We start from the raw sequence: 17,963 nt of genomic DNA on the forward strand, positions 1-17,963 counted from the left end.
GTTCGATGAGGGGGCCTGATGGTCGCTCTGTCCACTGCCTGGGCGATCTTTCAGGGCTTGTTGCTGGAAGCTTTGCCGTTTTTATTGTTAGGCGTCGCTATTTCTGCTCTAGCCCGCTGGTTGTTGCCCCAGACCGGTTGGATCCGCTTGCTGCCCCGCAACCCCCTGCTGGCGCCAGTGGTGGGAGCCCTGATGGGCTTTGCTCTGCCGGCGTGTGAATGCGGCAATGTTCCAGTCGCCAGGCGGTTGATCGCTAGCGGTGCACCCTTGGGCACCGGCTTCGGTTTTTTGTTTGCTGCCCCGGTGCTGAACCCGATCGTGATCGCCAGCACCTGGGCGGCGTTTCCAGACCAACCATGGCTCCTGATCGCCAGGCCCTGTGGTGCCTTCCTGATCGCGATGGCGCTCACCTTCGTGTTGCGGCCGGTGCCCGAGCACGATCTGCTAGCCGAGGCCCTGCTTGAGGAGAGGCGGATGACGCAGCCTCTCGCGCAGGTCGGCCTGCTAGAGCGCCGCAGTGGCTTGGTGGGTGTTCACGTCCGCGAAGCGCCGCTGCCATCGCCGGCACCGACTCAGCTGGATCCCGGCGAGTTGTTAGCTCACAGCAGCCGTGAGTTCCTTGATCTGCTCACCTTGTTGATTGTGGGTTGCGCGATCGCTGCCAGCGTGCAGACCTTCCTACCTCGCAGCTGGCTTCTGGCCGTGGGGGAGGCGCCAACGCTCTCGATCCTCGCCCTGATGCTGATGGCGGTCGTGATTTCGGTGTGTTCCAGTGTGGATGCCTTCCTGGCTCTGGGCTTCGCGGCCCAGGTCACGCCCGGGGCCCTGCTCGCCTTTTTGCTCCTTGGGCCTGTGGTGGATCTCAAGCTTGCTGGATTGTTCACGGTGGTGCTCAAGCCCCGGGCGATTGCGATCACGGCGGTGGCGGCGGCGATGGTGGTGCTTTTGATGGGGCAATGGGTCAATGGGCTGCTGCTGTGAGGGTGCTGGCGGCGATGCTTCCCTCCCTGTTGCTGGCGCTCTGGGGTTGGTTGTTGCTCTGGAGTGGTTGGTCCGGCCGTTTGTCGTTGCTTCTGCGCGAAGCCTTCCATCCCCTGGTGAGCCTGGCCGGTGCCCTGCTGCTTCTCCTCGCTGTGCTCTGGTGGCTGCCCCTGGGGCGGCGCCCGCCGGCCCTGCGCCTGCGCGCCAGTGGAGCGGTGCCCTGGCACTGGGTGTTGAGCGCTGGTGCGGCAGCTGCCGTGTTGGCGTTTCCACCGGCCCCCTCCTTCAGCGACCTGGCGGCCACCCGGCCGACGGCACTGCCCGACGGACCGGTCTTGATTTTTCATCTGCCACCGGAGCAGCGCAGCCTCACCGAATGGGTGCGTCTGTTGCGCAGTCAGCCCGACCCCGCCCTGCATGACGGGGCGCCGGTGCGCATCAGTGGATTCGTGCTGGAGCGTGCCGGTGAGCCGCCCCAGCTGGCGCGTTTGCTGGTGCGCTGTTGTCTTGCTGATGCGACGCCGGCAGGGCTGGATGTGGCCTGGCCTGGTGGGGTGGCGCCAGCGGTGAATCAGTGGCTGGAGATTGAAGGCACCATGACCGTGAAGAGCGTGGCAGGTCGACAGCGACCGGTGGTGGTGCCGGAGCGGATCACGCCGATCCTGCGACCGGAGCGGCCCCTGGAGCCATGAAACGGACGCTGTGGCATCTGCTGATCGGTGCGGCTGGGCTGGCGATCGTCCAGCAGCAGTTCCTGCTGCGCCAACCACCCCATCTGGAAACCATCGCGCCGGCGCCGGTGCATTCCGCTGCTGCAGCGATTGATCTGCGCTTCAGCCGACCGATGCGTATCGAGTCTGTGCTGCAGGACAGTCGGCTGCAGCCCGACCGTCCCCATCGCTTCCAGGGGGAGCAACGGCTGCTGCGTTTGCTGCTTGATCTGGAGCAGCCGCTGCGTCAGCCCTTGCGGCTCCAGTTGGGCGGAGACGACAACCGCGGCCTCCCCCTGCCCACAACGGTCTGGTGGTGGGATCCACGCCCCCATCTGCTGGTGGTGGCCCGCACGCGCCAGGGGGAACAACTGCGGCTGCGTCGCCATGACGGCACCTGGATGCCCCTCAGCGGCCTGCATCCGCGCATCCTGCAGGTGGAGCCTCTCGGCCAGGGGGCTGGCGTGGCCTACGTCAGCGCCGATGCCCAGGGTTATCAACAGGGTTGGCTGCAACGGTTGCAACCCCGGTCGCTGGTGCCGGCCCTGAAGCGTCCGTCGTTTCCGGTGCGGGGGCAGACGATCCCGCTCACAGCCCCTGCCCAGATGTTTGTGCACCTGAGCGCCGACCGTCAGGGAGATCTACTCATCCAGACCGGTGGCCAAGAGCCTGGCAGTGATCAGATCAGTCTGTTGGAACGGAAGGGTCGTCGTCGATTGCTCGATGTCAAACCGTCGGGCACGATGCAGCTCCTGCCGAGTGGTGGGGCCGTGGTCCTCCCGACCGACAACGGTCTTGCCCTGGCTTCGCTGGAGGCGCTGCAGTCGGCGGATGGTGGCACGGAGCGGCGGCAGCTCCTGCCTGGCAGCAGGGATCTGCGCGCCTTCTGCAGTGGCGCCGGACGGGCGGTGTTAGTGCGTCACTGGCCCGACTACCGGCGCTCCCTGGAGTTGGTGATTCCGTCTCAGACTCCCCGCCAGCTCTGGTTGGGGGAGCAAGCGGTGATGGCGGCCAGTTGTGATGCGATGGGCACACGCATCTGGATGGTGCTGCGAGAAGGGGGCGTGATGAGTACGGATACATTGCTGCAGCTCGATCAGCAGGGACAAGTGACGGGTCGACGTTCCCTGGCTCCGTGGTCGCTGGAGAGCGGAACATCCCTCGGTTTTGATCCGGTGGGGCAACAGCTGTTGCTCACCCTGCGCAAGGGTGTGGAGGGGGTGGCCCAACCGGCCTTGATCAGCCTTCCGGGGCTCCAGCTCACCGTGCTCGATTCCCCGGTGGCGGTGGCCCGTTGGCTGCCTTAAAGCAAGCCGCGGTGCCGTACCAGCCGCTGAATCATCGTCAAGGAGCCGAGGGTGACCTTGATGGCCACCAGGGCATTGAGGAGCGGGATCCAGCCGCCGCTGAACAGGGCAACGAAACGCCCCTGGGGCAGCTCGAGCCCAGCCAGACAGTGATAGGGCCGCGCAGCCAATGGCACAGCGGCGCGAATCAGCCTGTTCTTAGAACAACAAGCTGAGCCCTGTTCCGACATGGTGCTGCCAGCCAACGCCCCAGCCCTGGCCGCCTTCCGTGGTGTAGACGGGTTCCCAGTGTGCAAACAGCACCACATTCTCTGCAATGGGATATTCCAACTCAATCTCTCCACCCCAGTCGGTACGCTGTGACAAGCCGGAATAACTGCCAGGCGTGTAAAAGCGCGGCCCACCAGAAAAGGTGATATTGAGCAGATTAATATTAAAACCAAAGCCAAGCCATGGATCGGTGTAATTGCCAATAAAGGTGCCATCAGATTCCCAGCCGGTTCTATTTTCGACTGAAACAAACACACCGTCAATGACAGACTCGAGGCCATCGCCTAGAGCAAAGTTCACATCACCATCGCCGAAGGCATAGACCACTTCAGCGCCAAGTTCATTCTTCAGGCCAATGCCAAAATCCTCTCCTTCATAACCCGTGACGTAATAGGGCTCCCAGGCCACCGACAACGCCAGGCGATCATTGGGCTGATAACGCGCCTGGACAAATCCCTTGATGTCTGTTCGACGAAAAGGTGCGCCTGATCCATTGGCATGAGCGTCGTTGCCATGGCCGTCATCGCCATGATCAGATGCATGCTCTTCGTGAGCATTGCTTTCGGATTCAACATGCACGCGTCCGTAAAAATGTTCAGCTTCTCCCCAAACAAAGGTCGGTCCAAGTTGTGCCTCAATGGCAAAACTGCCTTTGTTTGCTAGTCCCCACTCAAGAACAACGCCGAACATGCCGTCGATCGCATAGTGCTGCGGCTGTCCTTCTAAATTGTTTTCAAAACCACCATGTCCTTCGATTGTAATTGTTGGAATTGATCGGAATTCGCCAGCGGCCAGTGGCTCATCTCCTCCTGCTCCACCGTGGGCCATGACTGGATGACACAAGCCAGTCCCTCCAAGAAGTGCCACGAGGGCGGAGGCTGCTTTTAGGCTGCATTGTTGTAGGGATCTCATGGTCATAAAACTGGTGATTGAGATGTGGAAAACGCTCAGCGAATGGCAGCCCAGCGTGTTTGCAGTTCTGCTGCAGCCTGCTGATTACAGCGACCGCCCTGGGCGAGCACAAACGTGCAGACGTTGCTTGTTGCCGTCTGGATGAGACTTTTCCCAGGGGCCTGTCCATCGGCAAACAGTGCTTGTTTGGCGATCGGTAGACCGCTGCTTCGGCTGATGCGACGCAGTGTTTTAGAAGGCGGAAGTGCTTCGGCAAAGATGGCTTTGCTGCCTGATTGCCGAATCGCCTCCGTGATCGCTCGCAGGCTGGCGGGTCGAAGAATGCCGCCGGTGGCATACGAGTCGATCACGGGAAGTTCTCTGACCCCATAGCGGCGCCCAAAGGCGGAGAAGGCACGGTGCTTCGTCACCAGCACCCGCTGGGGTTTGGGAACGCTTTCGATCTGACGACCCGTCCATTGCTGAAGTGCCTGGAGCACGTTGGTCATTGCCACGCGTCGGCGGTTGATGGCTGCGCGCTCCTGGGGGCTAACGATCGGGGTCAAGGCTTGGGCGGCAGTGGCAACCATGGCACTGGCCTGGTTGGGGTCGTGCCACACGTGGGGATCAGCGGTGCTGGCCTTTGGAACGGCCCGTTCGGCAACGGCAACCACAGGAGCGCTGGTTGCGATCCGCTTCAGTGCTGGTGTGAGGTTGTATCCGTTGATCAGGACCAGGCGGGCCTGTTGGAGCGCTCGCCGATCCGTGGGGCGAAGGGCCAGGGTGTGAGGGTCTGCGCCTGGGGGGATTAAGCACTCCACCTTCGCGGACTTGCCGGCCAGGGTGCGGGTGATGTCGCACAGCACCCCGTCAGCTGCCACCACGATTGGGGTGGTTGGCGCCGAGGCAAGCAGGAGGCCCGAGAGAACAGAAAGAACCACAGCGAGTCAGACTGTCGATGGGTGAAATGATAATCGTTCTCACTTTCTAAGGCAATGGATGGGCTTGGTGCGGGCGACCGGCGAGCGTTGAACCCGCTCAGCCGCCGTAGTTCCAGCCGGTGCTGCTGAGTTCCAGAGCCTCGCCATCGCGGTGAAGCACGGCTGTTTTGACCTCGCCGACGAAGACGGTGTGGTCGCCATGGGCCACTTGACCCACCAGCTCGCACTCCACCGCGCCAAGGGCATCACTGAGGATCGGCAGACCCAGCTCCCCCAGGCTGAACGCTGCGGCTTCGAAGCGACCACCCACCCCTTGCTGAGGCTTGAAAAACAAAGCCGCCAGGTCTTTTTGGTTGGCCGCGAGCACGTTGAGGGAGAACCGTCCCGTGCGTTGAATCATGCCGTTGCTGGTGCTGTCGGCTCGCACTGCCATCACAACGAGCGGCGGCTCGAATGAGCCCTGGGTGACCCAGCTGGCCGTGAAGCCATTGATCGTGTCGCCCTCGGCGACGCCGCAGATGAACAGTCCGTGGGGGATCTTGCGCAGCAGGGTTTTCTTGGCGTCGGCGTCGAGGGGCATCGTGGGAGTGACGATTGTTCACATCATCCTGGCTCCCTGCGCAGGGTGGGCCTAAAGGCTGCAGTATTGGCCCGATTTTTGATTGATCATGCGCATTCTTGTTGGTGCTGTTTTCGCCCTGTTGATCGGTCTGCTCTCCCCGATTGCGACCTTCGCAGCTGATGCTGCCCACGGTGCTCAGATCTTCTCCGCCAATTGCGCCGCCTGCCACATCGGTGGTGGCAACGTGGTGAACGGTCAGCGCACTCTTCAACAGGCTGATTTGGATGCCTATCTCGCCAACTACGGCAGTGGCCATGAGAGCGCCATTGCCTATCAGGTGACCAACGGCAAGAACGCCATGCCTGCGTTTGGTGGCAAGCTCAGTGAGACTGATATCGCTGATGTGGCGGCCTACGTCGATCAACAGGCTGGCAACGGCTGGAGCTGACCACTCTCGAGAGCCCTGTGGTTGTTCCACTGGGCTCTCATACCATTGAAGTCGGTTGCATTCCGGCGTGTCTGAAGCAGTACTGGTCGCAAAGGACCTTGTTGTCAGCTACGGATCGCAGGTTGTCCTTCAGGACGTGTCCCTCAAGCTTCAGGCGGGAACCCTGACGGCTTTGGTTGGTGCCAATGGCGCCGGTAAGTCCACCCTCTTGCAGGTGCTGCAGGGAGAGCTCGCCGCTCGGTCCGGATCCGTGCACTGCGAAGGCGTTCCGATCGTGGACTGCCGCGAGCGGGTTGTCCTTATGCCTCAGCGCAGCCGCATCGATTGGTCCTTCCCGATCACGGTGCGCGAATTTGTCGCTCTCGGCGCCCTGCGCTCGCCAGCTCGGGCCTGTTGTGAGCGTGAGGCCGCCCTGCAGCGGGTTGGATTGTCGGCACTGGCCTCACGGCGTCTGGATGCCCTGTCCGGCGGTCAACAGCAACGTGCCCTCCTGGCCCGTGCCCTGGTACAGCCCTCCACGGTGTTGCTGCTCGATGAACCCTGTTCTGCGATCGATCCACCCTCAAGGGATCAGTTGCTGCGATTGATGCGCCAGCTCGTATCCGCCGGTCACACTCTTTTGGTGAGCAGCCATGACTGGGGGGAAGCGCTCGACCTCTATGACCGGGTGATTGTGCTGCAGGGCAGGGTTCTCGCCGATGGTTCCCCTGCCGCGGTGCGTCGCTCCCTCAGCGGGCTTGTGGATCCCGGTAATCACTGCTGCGGCTGAGATGGAGATTTGGTTCCTGCCCCTGTTGATGACACTGTTGATCGGTGTTCTCTGCCCTGCGGCAGGAACCCTGCTGGTCACGCAACGGCGGGAGTTGCAGGCCAACCTGATCTCCCATGCCGTGCTTCCAGGGCTTGCTGTGGCGGTGGCTTTTGGGATTGACCCAGCGATCGGGGGGGTGATCAGTGGCCTGCTTGGTTCGCTGCTGGCGGAGCGCCTGCAACGGGGAAGGATTGCCAATCACGATGCGGTGGTGAACACCGTGCTCGCTGGCTTTTTGGGTCTGGGGGTGCTGCTGATTCCGCTTCTGAATCTGCGTCTTGATCTCGACGCGTTGCTGTTCGGAGATCTGCTGACCGTGACCTGGTGGGATCTGGTCAGGGTTCTGGTCGCAGCCTCTGCTCTGGGTGCGCTGGTGATGGGGCGTTACTCCCAGCTGGTGTATCTGGGGGTCGATTCAGAGGGTGCAGCGGCTTCTGGTTTGCCGGTGCGGGTGCTGCGCCTGGCGATGGCGCTGGTCACGGCCTTGGTGATTGTCAGCGCGATGGCAGCTGTGGGGGTGATTCTCGTGATTGGGCTGCTGTGTGCCCCGGTGCTGCCGGGTCTTCGTCGTGCCTCCAGTTTGAGGGCGGCCATTTGTGCGGCCTCCCTGGTGGGTTTGGCTCTCAGTGCCGGGGGCTTTCTGCTTGCCATTCCCCTCAATCTTCCACCCGGTCCTCTGATCGGTGTGGTCTGTCTCCTGCTGCTCTGCGTGCCGGGCATGCGCGGAGAACGCACTTAAAGAGGTGACGAAAGAACGGCGTCACGGCACGATGGGGCACTCATGCATGATTCCCATGCGTCCCATCGCCCTGCTGTTGGCTGGTGCTCTCGGCGCCATCAGCCCTGTTCAGGCCGGTCTGATGGACATTCTTGAGAGCATGGGTTCTCCAGCGCCGCAGCCTCAGCGCTTGGTGCCGAGGGTTCCGCCGATGCCCAGGGGGGAAGGACGAGGCAAGAACTGGGTCGGCACGGTGGTTCCCAGCAAGCAAATGCCGATCCTGGTCATGGCGGGCCATGCCGACTCCCAGCGGATGCATGGCTCGGGAACTCCCGGGCGGGCGGTGGATCTTGGTGGAGCGGCGCCGATGCAAGCGGGGATCACCGATGAGCTGTATTGGAACCTGCTCACGGCCAAGGCGGTGGTGGCAGAAGGCCAGCGGCAGGGCCTCAACATCCGCTTCTATGACCCCGGCGTGCGCACGATTCGCAACGAGGAGGATCCCCGCACCAATTGGGCTGTCGGCTACGACCATGCGGCCCGTGGTGGCTACGTCTTGGAGATTCACTACGACGCGTATGCCCCCCATGGGGTGGGGCCTGGAGTGATTCCAGCTGTGGCCTTTGGCTTTTCCGTGCTTGATGAGGCGCTGGCGAAGGAATTTGGGGCCTATCCCTACCACTATCGCGGCATCCTCGGTGCACCCCGCGGGGGATCTCGATGCTCGAGATCGGCCAACTTGAAGGCGTGCTGGAAGCAAGCCTGCGGGATCCGTCTCGCCGGCAGCCCACCCTTGAGCAGATCGCCAGCCGTGTGGTGAAGGCTCTCCGTGAAGGTTTGGCAACCCCAGCACTCAGTCCAACCGCTGACGCAACTGCTGCTGATCCCTCGCATTCATGATCCGGAAGCGAACGGACTGATTGCCGAATGATCCTCGGCAAGACAGCGTTAATGGCACGTGTCCCGTTCCAACACCGTGCGCAAGCGTTGACGTGCCCGTTGGAGTTGACGGCCCATGGCGGTGGCACTGATGGAGCGTTCTTTGGCCAGCTCTTTCGTGCTGTCTCGTTTCACCACGTGGCGCTCCAGGAGGGCCAGTTCCTCCGGCATTGCCGCTTGCAGGCGATCCAGCATCAGGCGGCGATCGATCTGCTCGAAGGGATCGTCACTCGTACCACCAATCTGTTCGGAGAGATTCAGGCCACTCTCCGCGTCTTGGGGATGGTGTGGACCATCGAAACTGCGAGTGCGTGCTTGATTCACCACCATCAGGATCATTTCCATGCTCGCCGGATTGGTTTGCCATTCCTGGCAGAACTGCTCCAGGTTCTGTGTTGGTGGTCGGAAGTTCCAGCGCCGCTCCATGTCCTGCACATGGGCTGGAATTCGAATCGTTGACGCCTGCACTTGAATCAGTCGCTGCACCGATTGTCGGCACCACCAGACGGCGTAGGTACTGAAACTGCAACCCCGCTCGGGATCGAAGCGGAGCGCTGCTGTGTTCAGGCCGATGATCGCCTCTTGGATCAGATCGGCGAATTCCAGGCTGGCACCACTTTTGAGTCGCGGCATCAATCGACGGGCGACCGCCACGGCCAGACGCATGTTGCCGATCACCAAGCGCTGGCGTGCGCGTTGTCCGGCCTTGCGTTGCTTCGGGGTGGCATCTGCTGCTTCACCCTGCTGGATCAGCCGGGCGAGATGCAGCTGCTCAGCCCGTGTCGGGATCGGTTGGCGACCAGCACTATTGAGAATCATCGTCACGGCACCGTCGCGCATCGGTCGGCTTTTGTCGGATGCGCAGGTCTTAGGGGGATTCCCTCGATCTGTTCGGACTGCTGCGGATCTGGAGCAGTTGTTGTCTCGTCTTCAGAACTGTCGGCTCGGCCTTCCCACAGTGATGGCATCTCGATCAACCGCGTCGTATGGCTCGTCTCGCGGCATCTCACTGGCACCAGCGACCTGGCGATGACTCCTGGGGGTGCGGTGGGTGTTGAGATCGGATCTGCTGCTGCCGTTGGAGTCGGTCGATCTGCGCTGTGTTGCCGCCGTGGGCGGAAAGTGCGCCTCGCTTGGCGAGATGCTACAAGCCTTGACCAGCGAGGGGATTCGGGTTCCCGGTGGCTTCACCACAACGACCGAGGCCTTTCGCCTACTTCTGGATGAGGGCCGGTTGCGTGATCCGCTGAGGCGATTGCTTGCTGGCTTGGACGTCAGCGATCTCAAGGCGCTGCAGGCGGCCGGCACAGCGGCGCGGGCCCTGGTGCTGCAGACCACGCTTCCGGCGGCCCTGGTCGGGGCCATTCGTGACGCCTACCGCAGCATGGGTTCACCGCCGGTGGCGGTGCGCTCCAGCGCCACCGCCGAGGATCTGCCCGAGGCCTCCTTCGCCGGGCTGCAGGACACGATTCTGAATGTGCAGGGGGAGGCAGCACTGCTGGCGGCATGCCGGCGCTGCTACAGCTCCCTGTTCAGCGATCGGGCAATTGCCTATCGGCAGATGCATGACTTCGACTCACTCGGCGTGGCCCTAGCCATTGGCATTCAGCGCATGGTCCGATCCGATCTGGGCTGCTCGGGTGTGATGTTCACACTCGACACCGAATCGGGCTTCCCAGATGTGGTGTTGCTCAATGCCGCCTATGGCCTGGGTGAATCGGTGGTGCAGGGGGATGTGAATCCCGATGAGTATTGGCTGTTCAAGCCAACGCTTGAGCTGGGTTACCCGGCGATCCTCAGTCGTCGTTGCGGTTCAAAGGCGCGGCGCTGTGTGCTTACTCCGGAAGGCAGCGTGCGATCTGAATCCGTGCGTCCCGAGGATCAGCATCGCTTTGCGCTGTCCCAGGGGGAGGTGCTTCAGCTTGGCCACTGGGCCTGTCGGATCGAAGCCCACTACAGCCAGGTGTCTGGCCACGCCACTCCCATGGACCTCGAGTGGGCGAAGGATGGCGAGAGCGGTGAACTCTTCATCCTGCAGGCCCGCCCCGAAACCGTGCACTCCAGGCATTGCGGATCAGTACTGCGCCGTTGGGTCTTGGATGGCGACAGTGGTGAGCCGATCTGCCGCGGGCGAGCCATCGGTTCTGGGGTGAGCACCGGAAAGGCCCGGGTGCTTCGCTCCCCGAGGGAGATCCAGAGCTTTCAAGACGGCGAGCTGCTGATCACTACCCGCACAGACCCCGATTGGGAACCGATCCTCAAACGAGCCTCTGGTGTGATCACGGATCGTGGTGGACGCACCTGCCATGCGGCCATCCTGGCCCGTGAGTTGGGGCTCACCGCCATTGTCGGGACGGGTGATGGCACCGCAAGGATTGAATCAGGAGAGGCGATCACCGCCAGCTGTTGTGAGGGCGAGGAGGGGCGCGTGTATCGCGGGGAGGTGCCCTTTCACGTGGAGGAAAGGGATCTGGGCAATCTCCCCGTCACCCGAACCAAGATTCTGATGACTGTGAGCGATCCGGAGGAGGCTTTCAAACTGGCTTCGATTCCCTGTGACGGGGTTGGGCTGGCAAGGCTCGAATTTGTGATCGCTAACCACATTCGGGTGCATCCGATGGCTTTGCTGCATCCGGAACGGATTGGCGACCCCCTGGAACGACAGCGAATTGCGGAGATTGTCAGAGATGCCTCAAGTCCGGTGGCGTACTACGTGGATCAGCTGGCGGAGGGGATGGCTCGCATCGCTGCCGCCTTCTACCCCAGGCCAGTGCTGCTGCGTTTCTCGGATTTCAAGAGCAATGAATACGGCCATCTGATTGGCGGCAGTCCTTTCGAGCCCGTCGAGGCGAATCCAATGTTGGGGTGGCGGGGTGCCATGCGCTACAGCTCCGAGGGGTTTCGGGAGGCCTTCGCCCTGGAATGTCAGGCGCTGCTGCGGGTGCGCGATCAGCTCGGTCTCACCAATGTCATCCCGATGGTGCCGTTCTGCCGCAGCTTGACGGAGGCCGATCAGGTCCTGGCGGAGATGGCCAGCCATGGGTTGGTGCGGGGGCGGGAGGGGTTGCAGATCTATGTGATGTGTGAGTTGCCAAGTAATGCGATGTGTGCAGATGCCCTGGCGCAACGCTTCGATGGCTTTTCGATTGGCTCCAACGATCTCACCCAGCTGACGCTCGGTCTCGATCGTGATTCAGAACAGATGGCCGCTTGTTTTGATGAGCGCGACCCGTCGGTGCTGGCGATGATGCAGCTTCTGATTCGTGCGGCCAAGCGCAATGGCAAGCCGGTGGGGCTCTGCGGGCAGGCGCCGAGTGATCACCCTTCGATCGCCGAGTTCCTCGTGGGGGAGGGCATTGATTCCCTCAGTCTGAATCCCGACGCCGTGCTGCGGATGCGACTCAAGGTGGCGACGATTGAAGCGGCCCTGGGGCTGGTGTGAAGCAGGCAGCATCACGTTGCCCAAGCAATGGGTTGCTGCGGACGCGTTGATCCTGAAAGTGTTAAACCATCAAGATGGGATTGCACTCTGATGGCTTAGCGCTCACGGTGGTGCAACCTGCAGTGGGCTGATGTCTCAGGTATGGATGGTCCGCTGGCGTCCTGGGCATGGGCTGGCTGACTGGGCCATGACACTGGCCCTGAGCCTGTCAACGGCTTTGATCATCTTCATCAATCACTGGTCCGGGCGAACCCATGAACACACCTGGCTCGACTGGTGTTTTTTACCCGTCGTGCTTGGGGCCATGCTGCTCGGTCCCTTGCAAGTGTTGCTTGTGGGGTTGAGTTTCTACGTTTATTGGGGGCTAGCGATTCTTCTGGATGCTGGGGTGCTTGTTCTGCATCCCGACTTTGATCTGCTGTTGCGCCCGCTTGCGCTGACTGGAGTGGTATGGATTGCGGAGCTGCGCAAACGAACCATGCGGCAGAAAAACCAGCTCCAGGCTCAACGGAATCAACTTCAGGGCAAGTTAAATCAGAGTTTGCAGATGAGCCTGCTCAGCCATGAGCTGCGCCAGCCGCTCGCTCAGTTGCAATTGCAAGTTCGTCTGCTGCTCCACAAGCTGGAATCCGAGGCACTTGAGCATGATCTGGATGCCCTGCGCTCTGGGTTGCAGATCATGTTTCAGGCTGGGGTTGAGATCGAGTCGGCGGTGCAGGCGATGGCGCGCTTGTCGTATCGACGCTCGATCAGCCCTGCTCTTTGGGATCTGGTTGCTTGCGTTCGCGATTGCTTGGCTGAGATGAAGACGATCCGAGACTCGGAGACCATTGGTTTAAGTACAAATCTGCCGTTTTCACCTCTGCTGGTGAACTTGGACCGATCTCAAATGGTGATGGTTTTGCGTAATCTTCTAACCAATGCTCACGAAGCACTGTTGAAGAGTGCTACTGGTCATCGTCATTTGGAAGTGCGCTTGTGCTCGAGACAGGGAAGGGTGCACCTGAGCGTTGCCGATAGCGGTCCTGGACTGAAGACCCGAAGCCTTCAGGATCTGGTTTTGATGAGTTCGAAGCCCGATGGGATGGGACTCGGTTTGTTAACCGTGCAGGCTTTTACGCATGCCAATGATGGCCGAGTCGCTCTCGGTTGTTCTTCAACCTTCGGGGGAGCTGAAATTCTGCTCGATTTACCATGTTTTAGCCTGCACTCAGGCACCAGCTTCGATAGAGAGTTGCCAGGCGAATCAATTGAGGACCGCTAACCCCTAGCTTCACGGCAACCTGCTTTCGATAGGTCTTAATCGTATCTTCTTTAAGTTGTAAATCCTTGGCTATTTCTTTGTTGAGCATGCCGCGACCGAGCGCCAGAACAAGTTTTCTTTCGCGCGGGGCTAGTGTTTCAATCAAACGCATTTGCTTGGTCGTTGGTTGATCGATGGGTTGCTTATGAAGGCGGCGCCATTGTTCGACCGCATCCAATAACGACGTCCAGGCGCAGGCTTTGTCAACCACGGCAACGGTGAACGGTTGGAGTTCGGCCGGGGGGCGAAACTTGTTGCCGAGAGCTGTTACGAACAAAAGCTGCGCCTGCGGTTGGTGTTGGTGCAGCAGGTCGACAGCATCCCGATAATTTTCTCCTTTCAGCTTCACATCCACCACCAGCAGGTTGGGTTTGTGCTTAGCAATCAGCGAGCTGCATTCCTTCACGCTGCTGCAGGCGCCGAGAACCTGCACCCCTGCCACTTCGCTGAGTAGAGCGGCAAGAGCTTGCCCCACCATGCGATGGTCATCAAGGACAAGTGCCTTCATGGGCAGATCCTTCGAGCTCTTCGGTCTAGTCGATGGGGTATGGAAAGCAATGTGCCATGGATGGGCCGACCCCGCTGCTTAGATGCAAATTATGCATTTGTTAGATAGGATAGCCCCACCCACCCACCACAACTTAAGTGTTTATACTGATCCCACTAATGGGATTCCCTGTTCTGGGAGATTGTGTTCGAGTTGTTCGCAGTTAGAAGCTCAGGTCATCAACTCCAAGAGGCCCTGTATGGCCACTTCCCTTGACGCACGACGGATGGCCGATCGTGCTGCCTTTCGCTCGAGTCAACGGCTCACGGTGACGTTGCCCTTTGCAATCCTCAATGCCCTCATCGAGCGCAGTCAACTTGAAGGTCGATCCCTGAGCAATCTTGCCGCGTATTTGCTGGAATCGTCCCTTGATCAGTCCCGATCGTCTTAGGTCTCGGCCCGCCGGCATCGTTCACTCAGCAAAGCCTCAGTGAAGCTTGTCCCCGCATGGGGCTCTCCCGTTTCGGCGGTCAAACCTCTCCTCCTAGTTTTGATTTGGGGCGATTGGGAGGTGCGACATGGCTTGTGCATCAGTTGTACGAACAGGGCGGGAAACTCGCCGTTTGCGAGAGCTGCGGCGGCTCGATCGTGCGGGCTTGGAGCATGATCCAGCCTTGGCGTTGTTGGTCAAACTCGCCAGTAGCTGTATGGCGACTCCGATTGCGATGGTGTCGATGGTGGAGGCCGATCAGCAGAAACCTCTGCTGGGTCACGGCTGTGATTTGGAGGCCATTCCTCGCGAGTTGTCCTTTTGTTCCATGGCGATTGAGGCTGACGCGGATCTTTTCGTGGTGCCCGATGCCGCGATTGATCCCCGCTTTCGGGATAACCCACTGGTGAGTCATCCCCTGGGGGTGCGTTTCTATGCCGCTGCAGTGCTTCAGGGGCCATCCGGAGGACGTCTCGGCACTCTCTGCGTCTTAGATCATCGTGCACCCCATCAGCCCAGCGATCGACAGCTGCAACAGTTGCGCTGGCTTGCTGACCTGGTCACCCTGGCTTTGGAGCGGCATGAACAGCACCTGCTCTGCCCGGTGACAGGTCTTCCCACCCTGGGTCAGCTGCTCCGCGTGGGACGCAAGGAGTGGCAGAGCGCGCTCAACGCAGAGCGTCCTCTTGCCCTGTTACTCCTCGACCTCAACAACTTCCGCGCCATCAATCGATGTTGTGGCCACGAACAGGGAGATCGGTTTTTGCAGGAGGTTGCCGGTGCCATCGCCAGCCATTGCCGACCCGAGGATTTTGTCGCCCACGTCCAAGCCGATCGCTTTGCGCTTTTGTTGCCACTGGCCAATGCGGATGAAGGTCTCGAGCTGGCTCGAACGTTTCAACAGATGTTGGCGACCCTGGACCTCGGAGTTGCGCCCCCCGGCTATCGCATGCTGCCGGTCGCTGGCCTCGCCCTGAATCATGTTGATGATGAGGGGTTTGATGCTCTGGTGCATCGCTCGGAACAAGCGCTGGAACTGGCGCGGCTTCAAGGCAATGGAGCGATCGTTGAATTGCGCGATGGCATTCCTTCAATGGCCGCGGCTCACTCCGCAGGCCATTGGTAAGAAGGCTGTTCCAGGGTCTGGCAAAGCCGATCCAAGGAGGCACGGATGAAGATGCGATCGGCCATGTCTTTCAGCCAGGCTTCCGCTTCCGGGTCTCGGTCATCAAACCAGGCGATCAGCTTGCTGAGTTCATCGTCGTGAGGCTTTTGGGCCATGGGTGAATTGGCTGAGCCTCGTGATAATCGGCGTAATTTGTTTTCAGAAATTCATGTGAAGCGATACTGCCTCATCGTTGCTTCATGACAGGACATTCGCTGTACACCCCTTGGCGTCTTCTTTTTGTTTGCAGAGATGCCTGTAGTCAGTTGGCAAGTAGTTTGAGCTGCTGTTGCACCTGATCTTTCATGCTTGTTTGATAGGAGATGAAATGTTCATTGAGCATCAAGAGCCAGAGATATTCCTCCAGCACCAGAGAATGCTGTGTGCTGATTTGAATCAAGCGTTTCCAGAACAGCCAGCGCGTCTTGCGTCGGAGCCCTTGGCGCCAGCAGAGAATGGTCAGCCCACGCAGCAGCACCGAGCCTTGATTCCAATTCCGGCCTTGACGCTGATCGCTGCTGATGCGTCGTCGGCCCGCATCAAGGGCGCAACAGTAGCGATACACCCGCTCGAGATAGGAGTGAGGGTCATAGAGAGCGGAGAAGGCCTCAAGAAACTCCCCAGCAATCTCCGGCATCGGCCGCTGCGTGCGGAAGTTGAGTAGGTGGGTCTGCACCCCCTGATCAAATCCATCGCTGCTCTCCAGCAGCCGTCCTTCCTTTTGCAGTCGATCCCACAGGGCGGTGTTCGGGAGCGCAATGAGGATTCCCACCATGGCGAGGGGGATCCCGGTGCGTTCAATGAACTGCACGATGCGATCTCCGGCTCCGCTTGTTTCGCCATCGAAGCCCAGGATGAATCCGGCCATCACCTCCAGGCCATGGGCGGTGATGTCAACGACAGCCTGGTCTAGGGGGTGGCGTGTGTTCTGATCTTTGTGTGTGAGTTTGAGACTGTTTTGATCGGGAGTTTCAATCCCGAGAAATACACGCTTGAAGCCTGCCATCGCCATGGCGATCATTAGCTCCTCATCTTGTGCGAGATCCAGGGAGGCTTCGGTGGTGAAGCTGAAGGGCCAGTTGTGGATGCGTTGCCAGTGCTGCAGCACTGGCAGCAGCCGCTTCACATTGCGCTTGTTGCCGATGAAATTGTCATCAACAAGGAAGATTTCGCCGCGCCATCCCAAGCGGTATAAACAATCCAATTCAGCCAAGAGCTGCGATGGTTCCTTGGTGCGAGGCTTGCGACCGTAGAGAACAATGATGTCGCAGAATTCGCATTGATAGGGGCAGCCCCTCGAGAACTGCACAGCCATCAGGCTGTAGTGCTGCTGGTCGAGTAGATCGAAACGTGGGATCGGTGATGTCTGCACATCCGGTCGTTCACCGCCCGCTTTAAATTGTCCTTGTTTCTGACCTCGTTCGAGGGCGTTCAAGAACAGCGGGATCGTGATTTCCCCTTCATCCAGGATCAGATAATCCGCCTCTCTTAACTCCGCTGCATCCGGCGTCGACGTGGCAAAGGGACCCCCTACGGCCACCGGTAGCTGGTGTTCCTTGGCGCTGCGAATCAGCTGCGCCAGGTGATGGCGTTGCACGAGCATGGCGGAGGCGATCACCAGATCCGCCCATGCCCAGTCCTGGAGGCTCACCGGTCGGATGTTGGTGTCCACCAGTCGCAACTCCCAGCGCTCTGGCAGTAGTGCCGCCACGGTGATCAGACCTAGAGGTGGCAGAAGCACCTTCCTCCCCAGTAATTCCAGTGCTCCATGCAGGCTCCAGAAGGTGATCGGGAACTGCGGATAGAGCAGCAAGACACGCATCGATTCCTCAAGAGCTGTGGGCAGGCTGGAGGCTGCACAGGCCAGTGGATGGAGGGTTTACGGCTTCGCGGCGCATTCGCTTCGTTGTCGCGTCTGTCGGCGTTTCAGCCAGGCATCGGCGAGCAAAATCACGACAGGTGCGCTCAACATCCAGAGAAGGATCGGCTCGGGGAAAGGAGTCATTCCAAAGAGTTCTGCGAGAGGGGGCCAGAGAACCAGTGCGGTGAGCAGTAGTAATTCGCTGCTGACCCCCAGCCAGAGCAGAGGATTGGCTGAACTCAGTTGTGACCATCCGGCTCGCCAGTCGCTGCGGCAGGCCATCGCGCCACACCTGCACCTGGGCTGGCAGGTTGCTCGCCAGTGCTTGCAAGGTGCGTTCGGCTTTGAATTCTTGCCAGAAGGAAAAAACAGCGTTGATCAAAACCACAGCCCAGATCGCCCACCCAGAGCAGCAGGGCCATGAAGTGCACAAGCTGGTCGGTGAAGCGCAGGGCCAAGGGCCGACGCCGCAAGGGAGGCAGGCTGTTGGAGCCGAAGCGTTTCAGGCGGGCTAAAGCTTCATCGCTGTTCAGTCCATCGCGACTGGTGCGCAGGGCTGAACAGAGTTCCTCTTTTGGCAGTGTCTAGATCGGTCGACTGGCGGCGAGCTGCACGACGGTGAGCCAACAAGCCAATC

At 60.3% G+C, this 17,963-nt stretch carries 21 protein-coding genes and 1 pseudogene; 11 read left to right on the forward strand and 11 right to left on the reverse strand.

Features of this window, described 5'->3' with window-relative positions:
- The first annotated feature begins 18 nt into the window (after positions 1–18).
- From CWE16_RS04190 to CWE16_RS04200, 3 genes are read left to right on the forward strand one after another with little or no spacing between them, the layout of a single operon-like run.
- The gene (locus tag CWE16_RS04190; protein WP_131593261.1) at positions 19–981 is read left to right on the forward strand and encodes a permease; all 963 of its coding nucleotides are present in this window, start codon (positions 19–21) and stop codon (positions 979–981) included.
- The gene (locus tag CWE16_RS04195; protein WP_131593263.1) at positions 957–1,673 is read left to right on the forward strand and encodes a TIGR03943 family putative permease subunit; all 717 of its coding nucleotides are present in this window, start codon (positions 957–959) and stop codon (positions 1,671–1,673) included. The genes CWE16_RS04190 and CWE16_RS04195 overlap by 25 nt, the downstream gene beginning before the upstream one ends.
- Positions 1,670–2,998 (forward strand): hypothetical protein, encoded by a 1,329-nt coding sequence (locus CWE16_RS04200; RefSeq protein ID WP_131593265.1) that lies wholly within the window; start codon positions 1,670–1,672, stop codon positions 2,996–2,998. Before CWE16_RS04195 ends, CWE16_RS04200 begins: the two co-directional genes overlap by 4 nt.
- Here the strand turns inward: CWE16_RS04200 and CWE16_RS04205 are convergent.
- From CWE16_RS04205 to CWE16_RS04220, 4 genes are all read right to left on the reverse strand, one after another.
- Positions 2,995–3,168 carry a hypothetical protein gene (locus tag CWE16_RS04205; RefSeq protein WP_443081602.1) on the reverse strand — a complete coding sequence of 58 codons (174 nt, stop codon included), beginning with the start codon at positions 3,166–3,168 and terminating at the stop codon, positions 2,995–2,997. The genes CWE16_RS04200 and CWE16_RS04205 overlap by 4 nt on opposite strands.
- A gap of 28 nt (positions 3,169–3,196) precedes the next feature.
- Positions 3,197–4,096: a hypothetical protein gene (locus tag CWE16_RS04210; protein ID WP_131593267.1), complete on the reverse strand. Its 900-nt coding sequence runs from the start codon at positions 4,094–4,096 to the stop codon at positions 3,197–3,199.
- Positions 4,097–4,215: 119 nt separating this feature from the next.
- Positions 4,216–5,100, reverse strand: coding sequence for a metal ABC transporter substrate-binding protein (locus CWE16_RS04215; RefSeq protein ID WP_131593269.1), 885 nt, complete (start codon positions 5,098–5,100; stop codon positions 4,216–4,218).
- Positions 5,101–5,197: 97 nt separating this feature from the next.
- Positions 5,198–5,680 (reverse strand): flavin reductase family protein, encoded by a 483-nt coding sequence (locus tag CWE16_RS04220; RefSeq protein ID WP_131593271.1) that lies wholly within the window; start codon positions 5,678–5,680, stop codon positions 5,198–5,200.
- Between the two features lie 88 nt (positions 5,681–5,768).
- Between CWE16_RS04220 and CWE16_RS04225 the strand changes: the two genes are divergently transcribed.
- From CWE16_RS04225 to CWE16_RS04240, 4 genes are all read left to right on the forward strand, one after another.
- The gene (locus tag CWE16_RS04225; protein WP_131455512.1) at positions 5,769–6,110 is read left to right on the forward strand and encodes a c-type cytochrome; all 342 of its coding nucleotides are present in this window, start codon (positions 5,769–5,771) and stop codon (positions 6,108–6,110) included.
- Between the two features lie 67 nt (positions 6,111–6,177).
- On the forward strand, positions 6,178–6,879 hold the full coding sequence (locus CWE16_RS04230; protein ID WP_131455511.1) for a metal ABC transporter ATP-binding protein: 702 nt from the start codon (positions 6,178–6,180) through the stop codon (positions 6,877–6,879).
- A gap of 1 nt (position 6,880) precedes the next feature.
- The gene (locus CWE16_RS04235) at positions 6,881–7,660 is read left to right on the forward strand and encodes a metal ABC transporter permease (protein WP_236629567.1); all 780 of its coding nucleotides are present in this window, start codon (positions 6,881–6,883) and stop codon (positions 7,658–7,660) included.
- 55 nt (positions 7,661–7,715) lie between these two features.
- Complete coding sequence (locus CWE16_RS04240) at positions 7,716–8,459, forward strand: dehydrogenase (RefSeq protein WP_236629568.1); 744 nt, start codon at positions 7,716–7,718, stop codon at positions 8,457–8,459.
- A 128-nt stretch (positions 8,460–8,587) separates the two neighbouring features.
- On the opposite strand, the gene CWE16_RS04245 is transcribed toward CWE16_RS04240, so the two are convergent.
- Positions 8,588–9,418, reverse strand: coding sequence for a sigma-70 family RNA polymerase sigma factor (locus CWE16_RS04245; protein ID WP_131593273.1), 831 nt, complete (start codon positions 9,416–9,418; stop codon positions 8,588–8,590).
- A gap of 211 nt (positions 9,419–9,629) precedes the next feature.
- On the opposite strand from CWE16_RS04245, the gene ppsA reads away from it, so the two are divergent.
- Positions 9,630–12,020: a phosphoenolpyruvate synthase gene (gene ppsA, locus CWE16_RS04250; protein ID WP_131593274.1), complete on the forward strand. Its 2,391-nt coding sequence runs from the start codon at positions 9,630–9,632 to the stop codon at positions 12,018–12,020.
- Between the two features lie 325 nt (positions 12,021–12,345).
- Complete coding sequence (locus tag CWE16_RS04255) at positions 12,346–13,284, forward strand: sensor histidine kinase (RefSeq protein ID WP_161567567.1); 939 nt, start codon at positions 12,346–12,348, stop codon at positions 13,282–13,284.
- Here the strand turns inward: CWE16_RS04255 and CWE16_RS04260 are convergent.
- Positions 13,220–13,831, reverse strand: a complete 612-nt coding sequence (locus CWE16_RS04260) for a response regulator transcription factor (RefSeq protein ID WP_131593278.1) — start codon at positions 13,829–13,831, stop codon at positions 13,220–13,222. The genes CWE16_RS04255 and CWE16_RS04260 overlap by 65 nt on opposite strands.
- Positions 13,832–14,069: 238 nt before the next feature.
- On the opposite strand from CWE16_RS04260, the gene CWE16_RS04265 reads away from it, so the two are divergent.
- Together CWE16_RS04265 and CWE16_RS04270 are read left to right on the forward strand one after the other, a co-directional pair.
- Positions 14,070–14,261 carry a ribbon-helix-helix domain-containing protein gene (locus CWE16_RS04265; protein ID WP_201737964.1) on the forward strand — a complete coding sequence of 64 codons (192 nt, stop codon included), beginning with the start codon at positions 14,070–14,072 and terminating at the stop codon, positions 14,259–14,261.
- Between the two features lie 127 nt (positions 14,262–14,388).
- The gene (locus CWE16_RS04270; protein ID WP_131455505.1) at positions 14,389–15,426 is read left to right on the forward strand and encodes a sensor domain-containing diguanylate cyclase; all 1,038 of its coding nucleotides are present in this window, start codon (positions 14,389–14,391) and stop codon (positions 15,424–15,426) included.
- On the opposite strand, the gene CWE16_RS11995 is transcribed toward CWE16_RS04270, so the two are convergent.
- The 5 genes and pseudogenes from CWE16_RS11995 to CWE16_RS12405 form a co-directional block, all read right to left on the reverse strand.
- Positions 15,405–15,581, reverse strand: a complete 177-nt coding sequence (locus CWE16_RS11995; RefSeq protein ID WP_161567569.1) for a hypothetical protein — start codon at positions 15,579–15,581, stop codon at positions 15,405–15,407. The two genes, CWE16_RS04270 and CWE16_RS11995, sit on opposite strands and share 22 nt — an antisense overlap.
- A 146-nt stretch (positions 15,582–15,727) precedes the next feature.
- A complete protein-coding gene (locus CWE16_RS04275; RefSeq protein ID WP_131593280.1) occupies positions 15,728–17,287 on the reverse strand; it encodes a B12-binding domain-containing radical SAM protein in 1,560 nt (519 codons plus the stop codon).
- A 57-nt stretch (positions 17,288–17,344) separates the two neighbouring features.
- A complete protein-coding gene (locus CWE16_RS12455) occupies positions 17,345–17,608 on the reverse strand; it encodes a cation transporting ATPase C-terminal domain-containing protein (RefSeq protein ID WP_443081603.1) in 264 nt (87 codons plus the stop codon).
- The gene (locus CWE16_RS12240) at positions 17,566–17,784 is read right to left on the reverse strand and encodes a hypothetical protein (RefSeq protein WP_236629569.1); all 219 of its coding nucleotides are present in this window, start codon (positions 17,782–17,784) and stop codon (positions 17,566–17,568) included. The genes CWE16_RS12455 and CWE16_RS12240 overlap by 43 nt, the downstream gene beginning before the upstream one ends.
- Positions 17,785–17,787: 3 nt before the next feature.
- Positions 17,788–17,907: pseudogene (locus CWE16_RS12405) on the reverse strand (cation-transporting P-type ATPase); the annotation flags it as partial.
- Between the last annotated feature and the right edge of the window lie 56 nt (positions 17,908–17,963).

Origin of the sequence: Synechococcus sp. BS55D, from assembly GCF_004332415.1 — a bacterium.
GTDB lineage: Bacteria > Cyanobacteriota > Cyanobacteriia > PCC-6307 > Cyanobiaceae > Synechococcus_C.